This window comes from Aeromonas sp. FDAARGOS 1411, from assembly GCF_019047125.1.
GTDB classification, from domain to species: Bacteria; Pseudomonadota; Gammaproteobacteria; order Enterobacterales; family Aeromonadaceae; genus Aeromonas; species Aeromonas veronii.
Genome location: NZ_CP077214.1, coordinates 1,434,630 through 1,454,970 on the forward strand (window position 1 = coordinate 1,434,630; position 20,341 = coordinate 1,454,970).

The 20,341-nt window shown below is 58.6% G+C and carries 21 protein-coding genes; 16 read left to right on the forward strand and 5 right to left on the reverse strand.

Annotation, left to right across the window (positions count from 1 at the left end):
* The first annotated feature begins 68 nt into the window (after positions 1–68).
* The 5 genes from ccoS (at position 69) to ttcA (ending at position 3,832) form a co-directional block, all read left to right on the forward strand.
* A complete protein-coding gene (ccoS, locus tag I6L41_RS06345; RefSeq protein WP_042657770.1) occupies positions 69–257 on the forward strand; it encodes a cbb3-type cytochrome oxidase assembly protein CcoS in 189 nt (62 codons plus the stop codon).
* Positions 241–927 carry a sulfite exporter TauE/SafE family protein gene (locus I6L41_RS06350; protein ID WP_216962763.1) on the forward strand — a complete coding sequence of 229 codons (687 nt, stop codon included), beginning with the start codon at positions 241–243 and terminating at the stop codon, positions 925–927. The genes ccoS and I6L41_RS06350 overlap by 17 nt, the downstream gene beginning before the upstream one ends.
* A gap of 68 nt (positions 928–995) precedes the next feature.
* The gene (locus I6L41_RS06355) at positions 996–1,751 is read left to right on the forward strand and encodes an FNR family transcription factor (RefSeq protein WP_005351934.1); all 756 of its coding nucleotides are present in this window, start codon (positions 996–998) and stop codon (positions 1,749–1,751) included.
* A 150-nt stretch (positions 1,752–1,901) separates the two neighbouring features.
* Positions 1,902–2,849 carry a universal stress protein UspE gene (gene uspE / locus I6L41_RS06360; RefSeq protein ID WP_005345417.1) on the forward strand — a complete coding sequence of 316 codons (948 nt, stop codon included), beginning with the start codon at positions 1,902–1,904 and terminating at the stop codon, positions 2,847–2,849.
* A gap of 74 nt (positions 2,850–2,923) precedes the next feature.
* Positions 2,924–3,832: a tRNA 2-thiocytidine(32) synthetase TtcA gene (gene ttcA, locus I6L41_RS06365; protein WP_005336634.1), complete on the forward strand. Its 909-nt coding sequence runs from the start codon at positions 2,924–2,926 to the stop codon at positions 3,830–3,832.
* 102 nt (positions 3,833–3,934) lie between these two features.
* Here the strand turns inward: ttcA and I6L41_RS06370 are convergent, their stop codons facing one another.
* Both I6L41_RS06370 and I6L41_RS06375 read right to left on the reverse strand, forming a co-directional pair.
* Complete coding sequence (locus I6L41_RS06370) at positions 3,935–4,621, reverse strand: DUF2987 domain-containing protein (protein ID WP_216962765.1); 687 nt, start codon at positions 4,619–4,621, stop codon at positions 3,935–3,937.
* Positions 4,622–4,637: 16 nt separating this feature from the next.
* Positions 4,638–5,375 (reverse strand): hypothetical protein, encoded by a 738-nt coding sequence (locus I6L41_RS06375; RefSeq protein ID WP_005351939.1) that lies wholly within the window; start codon positions 5,373–5,375, stop codon positions 4,638–4,640.
* A 201-nt stretch (positions 5,376–5,576) separates the two neighbouring features.
* Here I6L41_RS06375 and potA point away from each other — a divergent pair, with 201 nt between their 5' ends.
* From potA to I6L41_RS06395, 4 genes are all read left to right on the forward strand, one after another.
* Positions 5,577–6,680, forward strand: coding sequence for a spermidine/putrescine ABC transporter ATP-binding protein PotA (gene potA, locus I6L41_RS06380; protein WP_216962768.1), 1,104 nt, complete (start codon positions 5,577–5,579; stop codon positions 6,678–6,680).
* Positions 6,667–7,554 (forward strand): spermidine/putrescine ABC transporter permease PotB, encoded by an 888-nt coding sequence (potB, locus tag I6L41_RS06385; RefSeq protein WP_071910068.1) that lies wholly within the window; start codon positions 6,667–6,669, stop codon positions 7,552–7,554. Before potA ends, potB begins: the two co-directional genes overlap by 14 nt.
* The gene (gene potC / locus I6L41_RS06390; RefSeq protein ID WP_216962771.1) at positions 7,551–8,321 is read left to right on the forward strand and encodes a spermidine/putrescine ABC transporter permease PotC; all 771 of its coding nucleotides are present in this window, start codon (positions 7,551–7,553) and stop codon (positions 8,319–8,321) included. The genes potB and potC overlap by 4 nt, the downstream gene beginning before the upstream one ends.
* A gap of 81 nt (positions 8,322–8,402) precedes the next feature.
* The gene (locus I6L41_RS06395; protein ID WP_005345409.1) at positions 8,403–9,470 is read left to right on the forward strand and encodes an extracellular solute-binding protein; all 1,068 of its coding nucleotides are present in this window, start codon (positions 8,403–8,405) and stop codon (positions 9,468–9,470) included.
* A gap of 395 nt (positions 9,471–9,865) precedes the next feature.
* Here the strand turns inward: I6L41_RS06395 and I6L41_RS06400 are convergent, their stop codons facing one another.
* A complete protein-coding gene (locus I6L41_RS06400; protein ID WP_216962774.1) occupies positions 9,866–10,657 on the reverse strand; it encodes a hypothetical protein in 792 nt (263 codons plus the stop codon).
* A 654-nt stretch (positions 10,658–11,311) separates the two neighbouring features.
* Between I6L41_RS06400 and I6L41_RS06405 the strand changes: the two genes are divergently transcribed.
* The 7 genes from I6L41_RS06405 (at position 11,312) to I6L41_RS06435 (ending at position 18,068) form a co-directional block, all read left to right on the forward strand.
* Positions 11,312–11,929 (forward strand): glutathione S-transferase family protein, encoded by a 618-nt coding sequence (locus tag I6L41_RS06405; protein WP_216962777.1) that lies wholly within the window; start codon positions 11,312–11,314, stop codon positions 11,927–11,929.
* A 233-nt stretch (positions 11,930–12,162) separates the two neighbouring features.
* Positions 12,163–12,582 (forward strand): D-ribose pyranase, encoded by a 420-nt coding sequence (gene rbsD / locus I6L41_RS06410; RefSeq protein ID WP_144713133.1) that lies wholly within the window; start codon positions 12,163–12,165, stop codon positions 12,580–12,582.
* Between the two features lie 35 nt (positions 12,583–12,617).
* Positions 12,618–14,147 carry a ribose ABC transporter ATP-binding protein RbsA gene (rbsA, locus tag I6L41_RS06415; protein ID WP_216962780.1) on the forward strand — a complete coding sequence of 510 codons (1,530 nt, stop codon included), beginning with the start codon at positions 12,618–12,620 and terminating at the stop codon, positions 14,145–14,147.
* Positions 14,144–15,112, forward strand: a complete 969-nt coding sequence (gene rbsC, locus I6L41_RS06420; protein ID WP_041207818.1) for a ribose ABC transporter permease — start codon at positions 14,144–14,146, stop codon at positions 15,110–15,112. Before rbsA ends, rbsC begins: the two co-directional genes overlap by 4 nt.
* A gap of 35 nt (positions 15,113–15,147) precedes the next feature.
* Complete coding sequence (gene rbsB / locus I6L41_RS06425) at positions 15,148–16,023, forward strand: ribose ABC transporter substrate-binding protein RbsB (RefSeq protein WP_216963861.1); 876 nt, start codon at positions 15,148–15,150, stop codon at positions 16,021–16,023.
* A 108-nt stretch (positions 16,024–16,131) separates the two neighbouring features.
* Positions 16,132–17,064 carry a ribokinase gene (rbsK, locus tag I6L41_RS06430; RefSeq protein ID WP_216962783.1) on the forward strand — a complete coding sequence of 311 codons (933 nt, stop codon included), beginning with the start codon at positions 16,132–16,134 and terminating at the stop codon, positions 17,062–17,064.
* Positions 17,064–18,068 carry a substrate-binding domain-containing protein gene (locus I6L41_RS06435; RefSeq protein ID WP_216962786.1) on the forward strand — a complete coding sequence of 335 codons (1,005 nt, stop codon included), beginning with the start codon at positions 17,064–17,066 and terminating at the stop codon, positions 18,066–18,068. The genes rbsK and I6L41_RS06435 overlap by 1 nt, the downstream gene beginning before the upstream one ends.
* A gap of 87 nt (positions 18,069–18,155) precedes the next feature.
* Here I6L41_RS06435 and I6L41_RS06440 read toward each other — a convergent pair whose 3' ends face one another.
* Positions 18,156–19,805, reverse strand: a complete 1,650-nt coding sequence (locus tag I6L41_RS06440; protein ID WP_216962789.1) for a diguanylate cyclase — start codon at positions 19,803–19,805, stop codon at positions 18,156–18,158.
* Positions 19,805–20,287, reverse strand: coding sequence for a hypothetical protein (locus I6L41_RS06445; protein ID WP_216962792.1), 483 nt, complete (start codon positions 20,285–20,287; stop codon positions 19,805–19,807). Before I6L41_RS06445 ends, I6L41_RS06440 begins: the two co-directional genes overlap by 1 nt.
* Positions 20,288–20,341 lie beyond the last annotated feature (54 nt).

Genomic DNA, 20,341 nt, shown 5'->3' on the forward strand with positions numbered 1-20,341 from the left:
CTGGCCCCCTGCCCGAACAGGGTTACCATAGGGGACGCTTGCCAAGGATGAACGCCAAGGTACCTCTCATGAATATAATTTTTGTCCTGATCCCCATCGCCATCCTGTTTGTGATCATCGCCGGGGTCGTCTTCTTCTGGGCCATTCGCTCCGAGCAGTTTGAAGATCTCGACCGGCAGGGTTCCAACATCCTGTTTGATGAAGAGCAACCCGCCCGTAAACCCGCAAAGCCTGCTGACCATGACCCACAACCTTGATCTTGCCGGCGCCCTGCTGGTCGGACTGGCAGGCTCTGCCCACTGTATCGGCATGTGCGGGGGTGTCTCCGCCGCGCTCTCCATGGCGATCCCCGCCAACAAGCAGCATTTTTGGGAGCGGCTTGCCTATCTGCTCAACTACAACCTCGGCCGGATCCTGAGCTATGTCATTGCAGGTGCACTGGTGGGCGGCCTGCTCGCCACCACCAGCGAGCTGGGGGCTGGCAAACACGCCATCGCCGGATTGCGCTTGGTGGCTGCGCTATTGATGATTGCGCTTGGCCTTTATCTGGCGGGCTGGTGGCAAGGGATCTTGCTGCTGGAGCGGCTCGGCGCAAGACTTTGGCCCCGTATCAAACCGCTGGCGGGCAAATTTCTCCCCTTCACCTCGCCTTTGCAGGCACTGCCCTTTGGCATGGTGTGGGGTTGGCTGCCTTGCGGGCTGGTCTACTCCATGCTGACCTGGAGCGCGGCGGCCGGTTCGGCCAGCGGTGGGGCGCTCATCATGCTCTTTTTTGGTCTCGGCACCCTGCCCACCCTGTTTGCGTTGGGCGGGCTTGCCGATCGCCTGAGATACTGGCTCACCCTGCGCAGTTTGCGCCTTGGCGGGGCCCTGCTGCTCATTTTGTTCGGGGTGCATACCTTCTGGATTGGCATTGCTTCCTTTTGAAACCCTATCCAAAACGGATGAGTTGATGGTAAACTTGTTTGATATAAATCAATTATTCGTATGAGCCTATGATCCCGGAAAAGAAACCTGGCAGACGTATCCAGAGCGGTGGCTGTGCAATTCATTGCCAGGATTGCAGCATCAGTCAGCTCTGTATTCCCTTCACTCTGAACGACAACGAGCTTGATCAGCTGGACAGCATCATCGAGCGCAAGAAGCCGATCCAGAAGGGTGAAGAGCTGTTCAAGGCTGGCGATGAGTTCAAATCGCTCTATGCCATCCGTTCCGGGACCATCAAGTCTTACACCATCACCGAGCAAGGTGATGAGCAGATCACTGCATTCCACTTGGCTGGCGATCTGGTCGGTTTTGATGCCATCAACAAGCAGGCCCACCCCTCCTTCGCCCAGGCGCTGGAAACGGCCATGGTGTGCGAGATCCCCTTTGAAGTGCTGGATGATCTCTCTGGCAAGATGCCCAAACTGCGCCAGCAGATCATGCGTCTGATGAGCAGCGAAATCATGGGCGATCAGGAGATGATCCTGCTGCTCTCCAAGAAAAATGCCGAAGAGCGCCTCGCCGCCTTCCTGCACAATCTGTCGGTACGCTTCTCCGAACGCGGCTTCTCCGCCAAGGAGTTCCGTCTCTCCATGACCCGTGGTGACATTGGCAACTATCTGGGTCTGACCGTCGAGACCATCAGTCGTCTGCTCGGCCGCTTCCAGAAGTCCGGTCTCATCAGCGTCAAAGGCAAATACATTACCGTGCTGGATCAGGTCGCGCTGGGCATGATGGCCGGTGCAACTCGCCCGCCCTGCGGCTGATTTTCCGCTTCCCCTCTCACTTTTCTCCTGCTTTTCCTGCCGGATCCTTTCCTCTGGAATGTGATCCGGTACGTTCCCCATACCCTCCTCCTGCGCTAAGCTGTAATGGCTAAGATTCTGCTGTCATTGGACTTTTCCAAGGAGGAGAAGATGGTCAAATATCAGAATATTCTGGTGGTTATCAATCCAGAAGAGGAGCGTCAAATCGCCCTCGAACGGGCAGTCAAAGTCGCCGAGCTGGACGAAAACGCCCATCTGACCCTGCTGCTCACCATCTATGACTTCTCGTATGAAATGACTGCCATGCTCTCGGTGGACGAGCGGCAAGAGATGCGCGACGGCGTCATTTCACAGCGACGTGAGTGGCTGGACGAGATCCTGACCCCCTATCGGGCACAGGGGATCGAATGCGAAGTGAAAGTAGTCTGGCACAATCGTCCCTTCGAGTGTGTCATTCAGGAAGTGCTGGAGCAGCGCCACGATCTGGTGGTCAAAGCCACTCACCATCACAGCTTCCTGCAAACCTTCATCTTTACCCCCACCGACTGGCACCTGCTGCGCAAATGCCCCTGTCCGGTGCTGCTGGTCAAGGAGGGGCACTGGCAACGGGGCGGCAACATCATCGCCGCCATCAACTGCTCAAGCGACGATCCGGATCAGAAACTGCTCAACGAACGGATCACCCAGGAGGGAAGCGACATCGCCGAACTACTGGGCTCCAACCTCTATCTGGTCAACACCTACCCGGGCACCCCGGTCAACGTGGCCATAGAGCTGCCGGAGTTTGATCCCAACGCCTACAACGAAGCGATCCGCAAACACCACGAAAGCCTGCTGCTCAGCCATGCCGACAAATTCGGGATCGGTCATCTCTGGACCCGGGTAGCAGAGGGGCTACCGGAAGAGGTGTTGCCGGATATGGCCGAAGAGCTCAAGGCAACCTTGATGATCATGGGCTGCGTCGGCCGTACCGGGCTTTCTGCAGCTTTGCTCGGCAATACCGCCGAACATGTGATTGACCGCCTCTCCTGCGACATCCTGATCCTCAAACCGGCGGACTATAGCTGCCCGGTCGACAGTCGTCGCAATCAATCATAAGGTGCCTGGCACCTTGCCCTCCCCCGGGACATGGCTATAATAACGCGCTTATTTGTGTCCCGGGTTTTACGAGCATGCTAGAAGAGCTGAACGCCAAAGAAAAATACAGTTTTAACAAACTGCAGAAGCGCCTGCGGCGCAACGTGGGTCAGGCCATTGCCGACTTCAACATGATTGAAGAGGGCGACAAGGTCATGGTCTGCCTCTCCGGCGGCAAGGACAGCTTCGGTATGCTCGACATACTGATGAGCCTCAAAGCCAGCGCCCCCATCCATTTCGATCTGGTTGCCGTCAACCTGGATCAGAAGCAGCCCGGTTTCCCCGAGCATGTGCTGCCCGAGTATCTGGATTCCCTCGGCATCGAGTACAAGATCGTCGAAGAGGATACCTACTCCATCGTCAAGGAGAAGGTGCCGGAAGGCAAAACTACCTGCTCCCTCTGCTCACGGCTGCGCCGCGGTATTCTCTATCGCACCGCCCAGGAGTTGGGTTGCACCAAGATTGCCCTTGGCCACCACCGCGATGACATCCTCGAGACCCTGTTCCTCAACATGTTCTACGGTGGCAAGCTCAAGTCCATGCCGCCCAAGCTGGTGAGCGACGATGGCAAGAACGTGGTGATCCGCCCGCTGGCCTACTGCAAAGAGAAGGATCTGATCCGCTACGCCGACGTCAAAGCCTTCCCCATCATTCCGTGCAACCTGTGCGGCTCGCAAGAGAACCTGCAGCGTCAGGCCATCAAGCAGATGATGCAGGATTGGGATCGCCGCTTCCCCGGTCGTATCGAAACCATGTTCACCGCCATTCAGGACGTGATCCCGAGCCACCTGCTCGACCACAAGCTGTTTGACTTCAAGAGCATCAACCGCGACTCCGGCATCATAGATGGCGGCGACAAGGCGTTTGATCCGCCCGAGATGCCAAAGGCGCCGCTGCTGGACATCGACGAGATGGACATGCTGGATGTGATTGAAGTGCGCTAAGCCGCGCTCACAGGGCAAACGCCACGAAATAAAAAAGGAGCGATGATCGCTCCTTTTTGCTTTCTTTATCTGCCTGTTACCAACGTGACAGCACCATCGATATCAGCCCTTGTGCAGCCAGGGGGTCAGGCGCAACACGTCACCCTGCAGGCGCAGTTGCCCGGCAGCGAACGCGGCCAGTTGCTCATTGCTCAACAACAGGTGGCCTTCCTGCCAGGGCAGCGCCTCCTGACGGGCGCCATCAATCAGATAGGCGGTGCCGCTCTGCTGCACCAGGGTAATGCGTACCCCTTCCATCTTCGGCAGGAAGTGCTTGCCGACCATGCCCGCCATCTTGTCGAGCAACGACTGCATCTGCTGCTGACGGGCCGCCAGCTCGGCCAGCGGCAGTTCGGGGCCATTCGGTGCGTCGGCCATCACCTGTACCGTCATATCGCAAGTGGCGTGCTCTTCTTTCAGGCCGACGGTCACGATCCCCTTGTCGAGGTTGAGATCCTCATCAAAAGGCAGGCGCAGTTCGCTATCGATTGTTACCTCGCCCGCAACCTCCTTGCTGTCGGTTGCAACCCGGGCAAAGGTGAGGCCACAGCGCTGACCATTTTGCGGATCGGTCAGATAAAACCCCAGTCTGGCGTGACCAAACTCCCCTTTGGCAAAGGTCTTCATCTGGCTGTAGAAGGTGCTGTATTGCAGATCCAGCACCGGCTCAGCCAGCGCCAGCCCTGGCAGCAAGAGCGTGGCCAGCAGGCTCTGGCGCACAGCCTTGGTCACTCCATATCGACGGGTCATTCAACGTCCTTTTGCATCATGCATTGAAATGGTTGGGGCCTTCTGTCACCTCGTTAACCTCTACCCCCACCCCGCAGAGATCCCGATAGAGGATCCCCTTGCAGTTGAAATAGAGCGGTGCCACCCAGATAAGCCCCAACCCCATGGGGATCAGAGCCAGGAAGAAGAGCGCGGTCATCACGCCGTGGAACAGCACAATGCTGGGCCAGCCGCGCGCAAAGAGCTTGAGAGAGACCAGAATGGCCTGGGGCGGCGTCAGGCCGCGCTCCAGCACCAACGGGACGGTAAAGAGCAGCCCCATGCCGATCAGGGCCGAGGGAATGAATGAGAGTACGGCAGGCAATCCCAGCAGATCGAATAGCGGGCCAAAGAGGCTGGTGAGCAGACTGCCAAGCAGGCTCAACATGCCGAGGCGTACAAAGTGGCGGAAGAAGTCGAACACCTGGTTGGCTCTAGCGCGCACCCCGACAGACTGCTGCAACCCCAGCATATCGAGGGAGCTGGTCATGGGGGCCATCACCACCGTCATCAGCAGGCTCAGCACCATGGCCACATTCATCTGGCTGTCATCCCCCAGATAGGGCAACAACAGCACATTGCTAAGCAGGATCCAGATCGCCGTCACCCCGACAATCGCCAGCAGCAGGCCAAATCCGGTACGGCGGGTCTGTTGCCATCCCTCCTGGATGACCCCTTTCAGGTCAAGGCGGTAGCCTTGGTTCAGAGACTGCTCAAGGGAGCCGCCAATACGCATTTTATTACTCAATTGACTATCCAATATCGAAAACGACCAAATCAGGTGGCACATTATAGCGATTTGGTCTGCTATTCGTAGCCGTTTTTCCTGCGCACTTGCGGCTAATTCGGGCCAAAAAGCCTTTAATTTCATGTGTCGGCTGCATAGAATGCGGCCCTCTTTCAACACGATGGCCACTGGCTGGGGTGAGACTGGCGGATGATGAACAATCCACAGGTAATTGTCGCGCTGAACAAGATCAGCAAAAAATACGATGGCAAGGTGATCCTGAGTGACCTTGACCTTGAAATCTATGACGGTGAATTTCTTACCCTGCTGGGCCCTTCCGGCTGTGGCAAGACCACCCTGCTGCGCCTGCTGGCCGGGCTCGAATCGGTCGATGGTGGCACCATCCATCTGGCCGGTGACGAGATCACCCATATCCCCGCCGAACACAGGCACATCAACACCGTGTTCCAGAGCTATGCGCTCTTCCCCCATATGACGGTGTTTGAAAACGTCGCCTTTGGCCTCGAGATGCAGAAAGTACCGGCCAGCGAGATCCGCCAGCGGGTCGAGGAGACCCTCGCCATGGTGCAGCTCACCGAGCTGGCCAACCGCCGCCCGGATCAGCTCTCCGGCGGCCAGCAGCAACGGGTCGCCATTGCCCGCGCCGTGGTCAACAAGCCGCGCCTGCTGCTGCTCGACGAATCCCTCTCGGCGCTCGACTACAAGCTGCGCAAACAGATGCAGAGCGAGCTCAAGGCGCTGCAACGTCGCCTTGGCATCACCTTTGTCTTCGTTACCCATGATCAGGAAGAGGCGCTCACCATGTCTGATCGCATCCTGGTGATGGAGGGCGGCAAGATCATCCAGCGCGGCACCCCCCGCGATATCTACGAATCGCCAGCAAACCTGTTCGTGGCCCGCTTTATCGGCGAGATCAACGTGATGGATGGCAGGCTGATCAGCCAGCGCGAACCCGGTATCTGGCAGTCCGAGGTAGAGGGGCGCGAGTGCCTGCTCCATACCGCCTTGCCGTTCCAGCCAGACGACAAGGTGCTGGTGCTGCTGCGCCCGGAAGATCTGCGCATTCTCGATCAGGATGACGATCAGAGTGGTGCGCTGCGGGGCAATATCCGCGAGCGCAACTACAAGGGGGCGACGCTGGATTCGGTGATCGAGCTCGAAAGTGGCAAACAGCTGCTTATCTCCGAGTTCTTCGACGAGGATGACCCCGACTTTGACTACCGTCTGGGTCAGGAGGTGGCGATCCACTGGGTCGACAGCTGGGAGGTGGTGCTGCCCTATGAGCCTCACTAATCTGCGGGTAGCGCACAGCTTTGCCCACAACGGCTTTCGCAACGGGGCCATCGCGCTGATCCTGGGCTGGCTGACGCTGTTTGTCTTCCTGCCCAACCTGATGATCATCGGCGTCAGCTTCCTGACCCGTGACGAGTCCGAGCTTATCGCGCCGCTCTTTACCCTGAGCAACTATGGCCGCCTGCTTGACCCCCTCTATTTCGAAGTGCTGCTCCACTCCCTCTGGCTGGCGCTGCTCGCCACCGCCATCTGCCTGCTGGTGGGCTACCCCTTTGCCTGGCTGCTGGCCCATCTGCCAACGCGCATTCGCCCGCTGCTGCTGTTTCTGGTGGTGGTGCCGTTCTGGACCAACTCCCTCATTCGTACCTATGCGCTGAAAGTGCTGCTCGGCACCCGGGGGCTGATCAACGGCTGGCTGCTGGATCTGGGGCTTATCGAGCGGCCGCTGCAGATGATGTATACCGAGGTGGCCGTCATCATCGGGCTGGTCTATGTGCTGCTCCCCTTTATGGTGCTGCCGCTCTACTCCAGCATCGAGAAGCTGGATGGCCGTTTGCTGGAGGCGGCGCGAGATCTGGGCGCCAACGGCTGGCAGCGACTGGTGCGGATCATCCTGCCGCTCACTCTGCCCGGCATCATCGCCGGTTGTCTGCTGGTGTTCCTGCCCGCTATGGGAATGTTCTATGTCTCCGATCTGCTGGGGGGCGCCAAGCACCTGCTGATCGGCAACCTGATCAAGACTCAGTTCCTCAACAGCCGTGACTGGCCCTTTGGCGCCGCCATCAGTGTGATGCTGACGGTGCTGATGGCGCTGTTGGTCTACTGCTACTGGCGGGCGGGCAAACTGCTCAGCAAGAAGGGGGAGCTGGCATGATGCGCGCATTGAAAGCTCTGTTCCTGCTGCTGGTGTTTGGCTATCTCTATGTGCCCATCGGGGTGCTGATCGCCAACTCCTTCAACCTGTCTAAATATGGCATCGACTGGCGCGGCTTTACCCTGGGCTGGTATGAGAAGCTGTTTGCCAGCGCCAGCCTGATGCAGGCGGCCCAGCACTCCCTGACCATCGCCGTCCTCACCGCCACCGCCGCCACCCTGATCGGTACCCTCACCGCCGTGGCGCTGTTTCGCTATCGCTTTCGCGGCAAGCAGTACGTGAGCGGCATGCTGTTTGTGGTGATGATGTCCCCCGATATCGTGATGGCTATTTCGCTGCTGACCCTGTTTGTGGCCACCGGCATTGCGCTGGGCTTCTGGTCGCTGCTGATCGCCCACATCACCTTCTGCCTGCCGTTCGTGGTGATCACCGTCTACTCGCGGCTGTGTGGCTTTGATGTGCGGATGCTGGAGGCGGCGCGGGATCTGGGGGCAGGCGAGTGGATCATCCTGCGCCGCATCATACTGCCGCTGGCCCTGCCGGCGGTGATGGCAGGCTGGCTGCTCTCCTTTACCCTGTCGCTGGATGACGTGGTGGTGAGCTCCTTTGTTACCGGCCCGGCCTACGAGATCCTGCCGCTCAAGATCTACTCCATGGTCAAGGTGGGGGTCTCCCCCGAGGTCAACGCCCTGGCCACCCTGATGCTGGTCGCCTCCCTCGGGATGGTGCTGCTGGCACAACTGTTACTGCGTAAACGGCAGGGTTGACCCTGCCCGTTTCGTCCCCGCCATCTTTGGCGAACTCTGTCACGGTGGGCCGCAAGGCCCCATAACCCCAAGGAGTTGTTGATGACAATCCAACACAAGGCCGGCGCCCTGCTGGCAGCCGCCCTCACCCTCACCACCCCGCTGCTGAGCCAGAGCGCTCACGCGGCCGACGACAAGGTTGTCTACTTCTACAACTGGTCGGAATATGTGCCGGATGGCCTGCTGGAGCAGTTCCAGCAAGAGACCGGCATCAAGGTGATCTACTCCACCTACGAATCCAACGAGACCCTCTACGCCAAGCTGAAAACCCATGGCGACGGCTATGACGTGGTGGTGCCCAGCACCTACTTCATCTCGAAAATGGCCAAAGAGGGAATGCTGCAGCCGCTGGATCGCGCCCAGCTACCCAACTTCAAGCACCTCGACCCCACCCTGCTCAACCACGAGTACGACCCGGACAACCGCTACTCCATCCCCTATATCTGGGGCGCAACCGGGATCGGCACCAACACCGACATCATCGAGCAGCCGGTCACCAGCTGGAAGCAACTCTGGGCACCGGAGTGGAAAGAGAGCCTGCTGCTGATGGACGATGCCCGCGAGGTGTTCCATATCGCGCTGGTGCAGCTGGGTTACAGCCCCAACACCCAGGACAAGGCGCAAATTGCCGAAGCGTTCGAATACCTGAAAAAGTTGATGCCCAACGTCAAGGCGTTCAACTCCGACAACCCGGCCGACCCCTTTATCGCCGGTGAGGTCAATATCGGCATGCTGTGGAACGGCTCGGCCTACGGCGCCCAGCGCGAATACCCCTCCATCCAGATGACCTACCCCGAAGAAGGCGCCGTGCTCTGGATGGACAACCTCGCCATCCCGGCCAAGGCCAAGCATGTGAAGGAGGCCCACGCCCTGATCAACTTCCTGATGCGCCCCGATGTGGCCGCCAAGGTGGCCGAGGCAATTGGCTACCCCACCCCGGTCAAGGATGCCATTCCCCTACTCACCCCGGCGTTTCGCAATAACCCCATGGTCTTCCCGAGCGACGAGATCAAGCGCAAGGGCGAGTTCCAGTCCGATGTGGGGGATGCCTCCCGCCTCTACGAGCAGTACTTCCTGCAGCTGAAAGCCATGGTGGCCAAGGCGGGTTAAGTCGGTGGTTAATCGACCCTCTGACGGGCTTAATGGATAAAGGGGGCAATATTTGCCCCCTTCTCTTTTTAACCACCAGCGCAATTTTTAAGCACAACAGTCATAGACACTGAGAGGCACAGGCGCGCATCGATTAACAGCAAAATATATAGATAGTCATCTTTAAGCCAGACAGACCACAATTTTTGTAAGTGCTCCACTGCAGCCGGCTTCAGAGCAAATTTGTAGGGAAATATGAGGGGGGGGCGATGTATTTCTCCATTTAGAAGGGAGGAACTCATAGCGACCCCACTGTGGAGATATAGGCAAAACGGATGTGTTTATGGGGAATAACTGTGCAATTTTATCGAAACAGCTAACGTCCGATTACGATTCGCTAATCTAACTAACAGTCTTTATACCCCATTTTCATAGGACAAATTATTATTTAGTGGATCGCCATATGCACTCTCTAAAACAGTATTTTGTTTAGCGCTTGACATTTTGTCCTCCATAACGAATTTAAAATTAACTATCGATGGTAGCGGTTTATTATGAACTTTATATTTACGTCTATATGTATTTACTTCTCTTTGATTCAGTCGCTTACAAACAACACCACCTTTTAATTTGTTAAGACCAACATCTGGTCGGCATGAAATATTTACACTCCCCAGTTTTAACTCACTCCAATTACTGTATGCTGAAGATAAAAAATACCCTTGACGATTATGTTGATCTGAAGGGTTAGCTTTCAAATTAGCCTCCAACTCGGAACCTGCCTTCACTATAAAATAGCCAACAGAATCTAACACCCAATTACATCGGCCAGGCAATAAATAGTCTTTTGACACTTTTACACTGAATCTGTTTGATTGATATTTCTTAATGGGGTTATCTATTTGCCATCCCCTGAGTCTAGTATTTGCAGGTATAACACCGAACGCATAAAAAGTTTTGCTGCAAGTAGAGTCAGTTTTATTAGATGCAATGAAAGTACTATGAACAGCTAATTGATAGCCCTTATCAAAAGGAAACTCACCCTGAATAGTAAACAATTCTGTTGGGGTGGGATTAATCTCTGGCTCAATATAGGGCTCTTTAAGCCACCAGTACCACCCTCCGCCTATCACGGCCAAAGCTACAAAACCCGATATCAGTTTGGTTTTATTTTTGATATTTCTTGAGTTTCCCTTTTCATCATCCATTGATCACCTCTTTATTTTCCTTAACCTACTTCCTACCTTTCCTTAAGACTCTCAATTTCGCTGAGTTTCACTCCCCTTCTCTTAGTAAACAACATGGCTACTGCATATATATTTCCAACTACCTACATGCTGTTTTATAACCGGATTAAAGCATGATAAAACATTACAGCCACCATGAAAGCCGTGGAAAGTTTGTAGAAGAACATGGTATCAAACACAAACGATTGCAGTCATCAAAAATTTATCTAAAAAGGCCGTTTTCTGTTTGATGATCTAAATGAAGATCAGTCTTGTTAGATAGGATTCATTGTAACGACCCAAAAATTAGAATATCTGATGACGATCATATCGTGCAAGAGCGGGAAAACAACCAAGGACGCTATTGTGCCCCAGTCCTTTCAGTACCAACCGCCCATCCTCAGGTATCAACTATCCCATCAAGTTCAACACCATCTGATTTGCGCCCTTAGCCGAGGAATTTATGAAATGGTCAAACAAACCGATTAATTCTGCACTTTTTCATCACCCCTCAGGGGTGTAGATTGGTTGGGGGGCAAACGTTGCCCCCTCTCTTTTTTCATGACCCCTCGAGGTATCACGGAAAACACGTTTTTCGCCGATATCGCGGGTGGCCTGAGCCAATCAGGAGTATTCATGTCCGATCTGACCCTCTATTTCGCTCCCGGCACCTGTGCCATGGCCGTGCAGATTGCCCTGCTGGAAGCGAATGCCCCGTTCCAACCCCGTCTCGTCAACCTCGCCGCAGGGGAGCAGCGTGACCCTGCGTATCTTGCCATCAACCCCAAAGGGCGGGTGCCTGCCCTTGTCACCGCTCAGGGCACCCTGACCGAGACCCCTGCCCTGCTGCTTTATGTGGCGCAGCGCTTCCCCGATGCCAAGCTGGCGCCGCTGGACAATCCGTTCCAGCTGGCCCGCATGCAGGAGGTCAACAGCTTCCTCGCCTCCACTGTGCATGTCTCCCACGCCCACGGTCGCCGTGGCAGCCGCTGGGCCGATGACGAGCAAGCCATTGCCGCCATGCAGCAGAAAGTCGCCAGCAATATGCGCGATGGCTTTGCCCAGATTGAGCAGCACTATCTCGCCGGTCCCTGGGTACTCGGCGAGCAGTTCAGCGTGGCGGACATCTATCTGTTCGTGGTCGCGGGCTGGCTGAAAAGCGATGGGGTCGAGATCAGTGAATTCCCCAAAGTGGCCGATCATTATCAACGCATGCTGAGCCGTCCGGCGGTCGCCAAGGCACTGGCCAACTAACCATAAAATCAATAGCTCGATAAATAACAAGGGTGTCAGGGCTCTGCTGACACCCTTCCTGCCTCCTCCCCTGTACTTCTTCTCCCGCCTTTGAGATCGTTTTCACATTTCCGTGGTTTTGCCGTGGCCCTTCCTTAGTAAAAAGCCTATCTTTGCGCCATGACGCAACCGGTTGCGTAACCGGTTGCCTAGCGGTTCACAGATTGACGGGCCAAGGCCTGATGAGGTGCTGTATGAAACGAGGCGTACTCCTCAATGCTCCCCTGAGTGCTCTGGTGGCACAGATGGGCCACACCGACGAGATCACCGTCTGCGATGCAGGCTTGCCCATTCCGGCAGGGCCGGAGCGGATCGATCTGGCGTTGATGGCGGGCACCCCCAGCCTCGAAACCGTGCTGACCGCCCTGCTCACCGATCTGGTGGTGGAGAAGGTGATCATGGCGACCGAGATCAAGCAGATCAGCCCCGCCGCCCATCAGGCGCTGGTCGATCAGCTTGAGGCCCACGCAGCCGCCCAGGGCAAACCCATCGCCATCGAATACTGCCTGCACGAGGAGTTCAAAACCCGCTCCCGCCAGAGCAAGGCAATCGTGCGCAGCGGCGAGGTGACTCCCTACGCCAACCTGATCCTCTGCGCCGGTGTGGCGTTCTGAATCCTTCAAAGAAGGCCTCTTCAAGGAAGCTGCAAATGAGCACAACCTCCCCCCTCTCACCCATTCTGGAGCTGACCGGGATCGTCAAGACCTTCCCCGGTGTACGCGCCCTCGATGAAGCGGGTCTGCGGGTCTATCCGGGCCAGGTGATGGCCCTGCTCGGTGAAAATGGCGCCGGCAAATCCACCCTGATGAAAGTGCTGACCGGCATCTATCAGGCCGATGCGGGCAGCGTCAGCTACCGCGGTCAACCGGTTCACTTCAAGGGGCCGCGCGACTCTCAGGATCAGGGGATCAGCATCATACATCAGGAGCTGAACCTGCTGCCGGAGCTGTCGATCGCCGCCAACATCTTCCTCGGTCGCGAGCCCCGTACCCGTTTTGGCAGCATCGACCACAAACAGCTGCGTGAACGGGCGAGCGGCCTGCTGGCGCGACTTGGCGTCAAACACGGGCCGGATACCCGACTCGGGGATCTCTCCATCGGCGAACAGCAGATGGTGGAGATTGCCAAGGCGCTGTCGTTCGATGCCAGCGTCATCATCATGGACGAGCCGACCGATGCGCTGACCGATACCGAGACCGAGCAGCTGTTCAAGGTTATCCGCGAGCTGCGTGAACAGGGTTGCGGCATCGTCTATATCTCCCACCGCCTCAAGGAGATCTTCGAGATCTGCGATCGGGTCACCGTGCTGCGCGATGGCAAGTGGATCGGCGAGAAGGCGGTGAGCGATCTGGATGAGGACAAGATCATCGAGATGATGGTGGGTCGCCGTCTGGAAGAGCAGTATCCGCGTCTTGAGCGCGAGCTCGGCCCCGTCAGCCTGCAGGTGAAGGACCTAGCCGGTCCCGGCGTGCGCGGGGTGAGCTTCTCCCTGCGTCAGGGGGAAATTCTGGGTTTTAGCGGCCTGATGGGCTCCGGTCGTACCGAGCTGATGAAGCTCATCTACGGTGCCAGCCCTGTCAGCAGCGGTGAAATCACGGTCGATGGCCACGCGCTGGTGCCAACCAGTCCGGCCGATGGGCTGGCCGCTGGCATCGCCTATATCTCCGAAGATCGCAAAGGTGATGGGCTGGTGCTGGAGCTGTCGGTGCGCGAAAACATGAGTCTCTGCGCCCTCGACGAGTTCATCAGCAACGGCAAGATCGACGGCAAGGCCGAACGGCAGGCGGTGAGCGACTATGTACGCCTCTTCAACATCAAGACCCCGAGTCAGGATCAGCTGATAAAGCTGCTCTCCGGCGGCAACCAGCAGAAGGTGGCCATCGCCAAGGGACTGCTGACAAGGCCCAAGGTGCTGATCCTCGACGAGCCGACCCGCGGCGTCGACGTGGGGGCGAAGAAGGAAATTTATCAGCTGATCAACCAGTTCAAGAAGGAGGGGATGAGCATCATTCTGGTCTCCTCCGAGATGCCGGAAGTGCTCGGCATGAGCGATCGCATCATGGTGATGCACGAAGGGCGCATCAGCGCAGAGTTCAACACCCGCGATGCCAATCAGGAGAAGCTGATGGCGGCGGCAGTCGGTAAACAGTGGCAAGCAGAGCAAGAGGCAGCACAATGACAACCCAAACCCTTCCCCGCCGCGGCATCATGAACAAGGCCTGGTGGATCGAGAACAAATCCCTGGTCGCCCTGCTGGTGCTGATTGGTGTCGTCTCCGCGCTCAATCCCAACTTCTTCAGCGTCGACAACCTGCTCAACATCCTGCGCCAGACCTCGGTCAACGCCATCATGGCGGTCGGCATGACGCTGGTTATCCTCACCGCCGGTATCGATCTGTCGGTTGGCTCTGTGCTTGCCCTGTGCGGCGCGCTGGCCGCGACTATGGTGGCGATGGAGCTGCCGATCTGGCTGGTAGTCCCCCTCACCCTGGGTGCCGGCGCCCTGCTTGGCGGCGTCAGCGGCCTCATCATTGCCAAAGGCAAGGTACAGGCCTTTATCGCGACGCTGGTCACCATGACCGCCCTGCGCGGCATCACCATGGTCTATACCGAGGGTCGCCCCATCTCCACCGGTTTCAGTGATGGCGCCGATCACTTCGCCTGGCTGGGTACCGGCTATCTGCTCGGTCTGCCGGTGCCCATCTGGCTGATGGCCATCGTCTTCCTGCTCGCCTGGTTCATGCTCAACCACACCCGCCTCGGTCGCTACATCTACGCGCTGGGCGGCAACGAATCGGCCACCCGTCTCTCCGGCATCAATGTGGATCGGGTGAAGCTGGCGGTGTATGGTCTGTGCGGCGCGCTCTCGGCGCTGGCGGGTCTTATCGTCACCTCCCGCCTCTCCTCTGCCCAGCCGACCGCCGGCATGGGTTACGAGCTGGACGCCATCGCCGCCGTGGTGCTGGGTGGTACCAGCCTGATGGGAGGCAAGGGCCGCATCATGGGCACCCTGATTGGTGCGCTGATCATCGGCTTCCTGAACAACGCCCTCAACCTGCTCGATGTCAGCTCCTATTACCAGATGATCGCCAAGGCCAGCGTGATCTTGCTTGCCGTGATGGTCGACAACAAAAGTACCCGATAACAACGTAAAACACGCCACACACAAGGAATGAAATGATGAAAAAGCTCAATACCCTGCTCGCTGCCGCCATCATGTCCGTGCTGGGCACCGCCCAGGCTGCTGACCATACCCTGGCGATGGTGGTCTCCACCCTCAACAACCCCTTCTTCGTCACCATGAAGGAGGGAGCCGAAGCCAAGGCCAAGGAGCTTGGCTACGAGCTGGTGGTGCTGGACTCCCAGAATGACCCGGCCAAAGAGCTCTCCAACATGGAAGATCTCACCGTGCGCAAGGTCAACGCCATCCTGATCAACCCGACCGACTCCGAAGCGGTGGGCAACGCCATCCGTCTGGCCAACCGCGCCAACATCCCGGTACTGACTCTGGACCGCGGCGCCGCGCAGGGTGAGGTCAAGGCTCACATCGCCTCTGACAACGTGGCGGGCGGCAAGCTGGCCGGTGACTTCATCACCGAAAAACTGGGTACCGGTGCCAAGGTCATTCAGCTGGAAGGGATTGCCGGCACCTCCGCCGCCCGCGACCGTGGTGAAGGCTTTGCCCTGGCCGTGGCAGCCAACAAACTGCAGGTGTTGGCTTCCCAGCCGGCCGACTTTGACCGCACCAAGGGTCTGAACGTCATGGAAAACCTGCTGGCGGCCCATCCGACCGTACAGGCCGTGTTCGCCCAGAACGACGAGATGGCACTGGGTGCCATCCGTGCGGTGCAGGCTGCCGGTAAAGAGGTGATGATCGTCGGCTTCGACGGCACTGACGATGGCAAAGCCGCCGTGGCCAAGGGTAAACTGGCCGCCACCGTGGCCCAGCAACCGGCCCTGATCGGTTCCATCGGCGTCGAGACTGCCGACAAGGTGCTGAAAGGTCAGCCGGTCGAGAAATCCATTCCGGTACCGCTGCAAGTGGTCAGCAAGTAAGTGCTCGAGGGGAGGTTCGCCTCCCCTTTTCCCTTTCGTTCAGGTGCCTCCCGGCTTGGGCTCACTCAGTCACAGTGTTCAAGCCAAGATGCATCAGGAGTAGTCAACATGAATCGTCTCGTCGTTCTGGGCAGTGTCAATGCAGACCACGTGCTGCGCGTTCCCCACTTTCCTCGCCCGGGTGAAACCCTGACCGGCCACAGCTATCAGGTGGTGCCCGGTGGTAAGGGGGCTAATCAGGCAGTCGCTGCCGCCCGCCTCGGCGCTCCCGTCTCCTTTATCGCCCGCATCGGTGATGACGCCATCGGCCACCAGATGAAGAGCGGTTTTGCCAAAGACGGTATCGACGTCAGTGCTGTCGAACTCGATCCCAAGCTCCCGACCGGTATCGCCATCATCTATGTGAGCGATGAGGGGGAGAACAGCATAGGTATCTCCGCCGAGGCCAACGGTGCCATCACCCCTGCCGTGGTGAAAAACCACGAAGCGATGATCGCCGACGCCCACACCCTGCTGTTGCAGCTGGAAGTGCCGCTCGAGAGCGTCCATGAAGCTGCACGGCTGGCCCGCGCCCATGGTACCCGGGTGGTGCTCAACCCCGCCCCCGCCCGTCCGCTCTCAAGCGAGCTGCTGGCGCTGGTCGACCTTATCACCCCCAACCAGACCGAAGCAGAGCTGTTGACCGGCGTAAAAGTCACCGACGAAGCGAGCGCCCGCGAGGCGGCAGCCCGCTTCCACCAGATGGGCATTGCGGACGTGATGATCACCCTGGGCGCGCAAGGGGTTTACTGCAGCAACGCCCAGCAGCAACAGCTGATCCCGGGCTTTCGGGTCAAGGCGGTGGATACCACTGCCGCGGGCGATACCTTCAACGGCGCCCTGCTGGCGGCGGAACTGGCTGGTGCCGATTTCCACAGCGCGGTGCGCTTTGCCCACGGGGCGGCGGCACTCTCCGTCACCCGATTCGGCGCCCAGAGCTCCATCCCGAGCAAACAGGAGGTTGACGCCTTCCTGCTTGAGCAGACTGCGCAGGGGCACTGATGGCCAATATCAAGGAGGTGGCGGCGCTGGCGGGGGTGTCGACCACCACCGTCTCCCACGTCATCAACGAGACGCGCTTCGTCGCCGAGGAGACCCGCGAGCGGGTCTTTGCGGCCATGCGCGAGCTCAACTATGCCCCGAGCCTGGTGGCTCGCAGCCTCAAGGTGAAGGAGACCAACAGTATTGGCATGCTGGTCACCACCTCCAGCAACCCCTTCTTTGCCGAGGTGGTGCGTGGGGTGGAGCGTTACTGCTTCGAGCAGGGCTACAACCTGATGCTGGGCAACACCGAGGGGCAGGCAGAAACCGCTCTCTCCTACCTCAAGATGATGCTGCGCAAGCGGGTCGATGGCCTGCTGATCATGTGCAGCGAAGGACAGCAAGAGGTGTTCAACCAGCTCGACTGGCTCAAAAGCCTGCCGGTGGTAGTGATGGATTGGGGGCTGGTCAGTGAGGATGTTGACCTTATCGCTGACAACTCCTTCCACGGCGGTTATCTGGCGACCCGCCATCTGATTGAGCTGGGCCATACCGCCATCGGTTGCATCACAGGCCCCCACAGCCGCGCCCCCGCCAACCAGCGCCAAGCTGGCTTCGAGCAGGCGTTGCAGGAGGCAGGTCTCACGCTCAATCCTGACTGGATCCAGGAGGGGGACTTTGATTGCGCCAGCGGCCATCAGGCGATGACTCGTCTGCTGGCATTGCCCGAGCGCCCCACCGCCCTCTTTGTCTGCAACGACATGATGGCGATGGGGGCTATCAGTGCCGCCCATCAGGCGGGGCTGGTGATCCCCCGGGATATCTCCATCGTCGGCTATGACAATGTGGCGCTGGCCGAATTTATGTCGCCGCCGCTCACCACCGTCAATCAGCCCAAAGAGGAGCTGGGGCGCCTCGCCGTCACCCGCCTGCTGGCGCGGATCAACGGCGAAGCGGTGGAGAATCACCTGATCACCGTCGACCCGGACCTGGTGATCAGGCAATCCTGCGCCCCTCGCACCTGACGTTCAGGGGCAATAAACGAAACAAGGCGACCCCGAGGTCGCCTTGTGTCATTTTGTCTCTTGCCAGTGCAATACCGCTTTTTGCCCTCAGGCCAGCGACCGGGTCTCCCTGGCTGCCAGCACTTGCAGTGGCACCAGCCCCAATCGTCTGGCCAGAGGTTGCAATAACCCACCATCTTCATCACCCTGCGGCAGCCAGTAGCGGACAGGCCAGCCGGCTGCCAGCTGCGCCGAGGTGGTGCTGCCAATCTCTCTGAGCGCCAGAGTGCAACCCTGCTGGCGCAATCCCGCCAGCAAGGCACCATCCGGCTGCAGCGTCGGTACCAGCAACACCAGCGGCGTACGGGAAGCCTCCGGCAAATAGGCCTGTAGATGGGTCAGCTGGGCCTGATTGTCGAGCGGGACCAGCAGTGCCCGGCCATCGGCATACTGCGCCTCGTGCGCTTGCAGCACACGGGCCAACACGGGCCCAAGCACACCGCACTCCTGCAGCCAGCGCATGTGGCAAGGCACTCCCTGCTCACGCCACTCAAGCGCCAATTGCCACATCTCGTTGCCCTGTCCGTCCGTCAGCGCCTGCAATGCCACTCGCAGCGGCGCTGGCTCGCGCCCCGCCAACCACTCTCGCAGCTGATGAAGCTGCTGCTGACTCAACTGCAACTGCTGCAGCATGGCGGGCTCAAACCAGCGGATCGCCCCCTCCTGGCTACGCTTGGCCTGGTTGAGGGCCAGGATGGCCTGATCCAGCAACCGGGCGGAATCCTGTTGCTGCGCCTTGGCGACCCCGAGCCGACAGGCCAGATCGAAGCTGCACTCCCGGGTCACGAACTCGAAATGGAGCAGATCCACCAGCTCATGAATGGCGGTTTCCAGCGCATCATTCGCCTTGGTCAGCACCACGGCAAATTCATCTCCTCCGAGCCGGTAAGCGTGGCTGCCATGGGCCTGCTGCAGCTTGTTGGCCACCATCTGCAACAACCGATCACCGACCTGATAACCCAGCAGATCATTGACCTGCTTGAAGCGCTTGAGATCGAGCACCACCAAAGCGCTCACCTCGCCAGCATGCAGATCGCGAGAGAGCTGCTCCTGCAGGGCACGGCGGTTGCCAAGCTGGGTCAGGGGATCGAGCAAGGCAAGCCGGCGGTTCGCCAGATTGGCGCGAATGAGGGCAGCGACCAGAGCGCCACCGGTCAGCAGCAGGATCAGTTGCCAGATCTGCAGCCAGAACAGGCTGTTGCGGATTTGGCTGACCGAATGCTCCCGCTCCTGACCGGAGAGGATCTGATCCCCTATCTGTTCGATGAGACGGGTCTGGCTGGCGATCGCCTCCTGCAAGCGGGCAAGCTCAGCCCCCTCGCGCAGCGCACCAGCCTCCATCTGGGGTTCGAGCTGCTTGATCTGCTCGAACAGGGTGGCCAGAACCTTGCCGAGCCCGTGCCGCTGGCGCATCTCGGCGGTTTCACTGCTGATGAGGAAGATGTCGAGCCGGTTCCACAGCAGATCGTAATCAAGGCTCAGGGTCTCCATCGACTGTCTGCCAGCCCGATAGAGCTGCAGGTCGTAGAGGAAACGCTGGGATTCGAGCATCACCTGGCTGATGTTCCAGTGGACATTGCGGTAGAAAGTATCGACCAGTTGCTCCTGCCGATACTGCAGATAGAGGCTGCTGCCGGACGAGAGCAGAAACAGCAGCGACACCGCAACCAACAGCAGATTTTGGCGGGATAGCCCCATCAATCGACGATCTCGATGCGGGTCACCTGCCACACCATGCAGTTGTGAATGGCAGGCACGTCCAGCTTGGAATAGGTGGTGAACGGGATGAGCAGCCAGAGCGGCCCCTTGTTGCGCCGGGTCAGCGGTTTGCCGTCCTCCTGACGCACCAGGGTCAGTGGCACACCGTCGAACAGGGCCAGATCCACCACCTGCTGATAGCCGTTGAGGGCCGAGACGGCGATCTTGCGAGCATCCGGGATCCCTTGCGCCGCCAGCACGGCTGACAGGGTCGGCCCGCGATAGTGGTGGGCGCCCTGAGTCCAGGGGGTAGTGGTGGTGAATTCGGTCTGTGGCAAGGCGGAGAGGGCCGCCTCATCGAGGCTCACCTGCTGGCCATCTGGCAGTATCAGGGTCATCAGGGGAATGGAGGCCGATGCGCAGGCGCAGGCACTGGCCAGCATCAGGAGAAAAAAAGCGATCCATTGCTTTACTGCGGTCATGGTAATTTGCGCCAACTGCGTCCCATTTTTTTAATGGTTGCCAGTGTGGCGATT

What these genes read in the sequence shown, in the direction of transcription:
- rbsB (WP_216963861.1), top strand. Translation starts at nt 15,148, where the DNA reads ATGAAAAAGCTCAATACCCTGCTCGCTGCCGCCATCATGTCCGTGCTG.
- I6L41_RS06355 (WP_005351934.1), top strand. Translation starts at nt 996, where the DNA reads ATGATCCCGGAAAAGAAACCTGGCAGACGTATCCAGAGCGGTGGCTGT.
- potA (WP_216962768.1), top strand. Translation starts at nt 5,577, where the DNA reads ATGATGAACAATCCACAGGTAATTGTCGCGCTGAACAAGATCAGCAAA.
- potB (WP_071910068.1), top strand. Translation starts at nt 6,667, where the DNA reads ATGAGCCTCACTAATCTGCGGGTAGCGCACAGCTTTGCCCACAACGGC.
- I6L41_RS06440 (WP_216962789.1), bottom strand. Translation starts at nt 19,805, where the DNA reads ATGGGGCTATCCCGCCAAAATCTGCTGTTGGTTGCGGTGTCGCTGCTG.
- I6L41_RS06445 (WP_216962792.1), bottom strand. Translation starts at nt 20,287, where the DNA reads ATGACCGCAGTAAAGCAATGGATCGCTTTTTTTCTCCTGATGCTGGCC.
- I6L41_RS06370 (WP_216962765.1), bottom strand. Translation starts at nt 4,621, where the DNA reads ATGACCCGTCGATATGGAGTGACCAAGGCTGTGCGCCAGAGCCTGCTG.
- rbsA (WP_216962780.1), top strand. Translation starts at nt 12,618, where the DNA reads ATGAGCACAACCTCCCCCCTCTCACCCATTCTGGAGCTGACCGGGATC.
- rbsD (WP_144713133.1), top strand. Translation starts at nt 12,163, where the DNA reads ATGAAACGAGGCGTACTCCTCAATGCTCCCCTGAGTGCTCTGGTGGCA.
- I6L41_RS06435 (WP_216962786.1), top strand. Translation starts at nt 17,064, where the DNA reads ATGGCCAATATCAAGGAGGTGGCGGCGCTGGCGGGGGTGTCGACCACC.
- ccoS (WP_042657770.1), top strand. Translation starts at nt 69, where the DNA reads ATGAATATAATTTTTGTCCTGATCCCCATCGCCATCCTGTTTGTGATC.
- I6L41_RS06405 (WP_216962777.1), top strand. Translation starts at nt 11,312, where the DNA reads ATGTCCGATCTGACCCTCTATTTCGCTCCCGGCACCTGTGCCATGGCC.
- I6L41_RS06400 (WP_216962774.1), bottom strand. Translation starts at nt 10,657, where the DNA reads ATGGATGATGAAAAGGGAAACTCAAGAAATATCAAAAATAAAACCAAA.
- I6L41_RS06350 (WP_216962763.1), top strand. Translation starts at nt 241, where the DNA reads ATGACCCACAACCTTGATCTTGCCGGCGCCCTGCTGGTCGGACTGGCA.
- I6L41_RS06375 (WP_005351939.1), bottom strand. Translation starts at nt 5,375, where the DNA reads ATGCGTATTGGCGGCTCCCTTGAGCAGTCTCTGAACCAAGGCTACCGC.
- I6L41_RS06395 (WP_005345409.1), top strand. Translation starts at nt 8,403, where the DNA reads ATGACAATCCAACACAAGGCCGGCGCCCTGCTGGCAGCCGCCCTCACC.
- uspE (WP_005345417.1), top strand. Translation starts at nt 1,902, where the DNA reads ATGGTCAAATATCAGAATATTCTGGTGGTTATCAATCCAGAAGAGGAG.
- ttcA (WP_005336634.1), top strand. Translation starts at nt 2,924, where the DNA reads ATGCTAGAAGAGCTGAACGCCAAAGAAAAATACAGTTTTAACAAACTG.
- rbsC (WP_041207818.1), top strand. Translation starts at nt 14,144, where the DNA reads ATGACAACCCAAACCCTTCCCCGCCGCGGCATCATGAACAAGGCCTGG.
- potC (WP_216962771.1), top strand. Translation starts at nt 7,551, where the DNA reads ATGATGCGCGCATTGAAAGCTCTGTTCCTGCTGCTGGTGTTTGGCTAT.
- rbsK (WP_216962783.1), top strand. Translation starts at nt 16,132, where the DNA reads ATGAATCGTCTCGTCGTTCTGGGCAGTGTCAATGCAGACCACGTGCTG.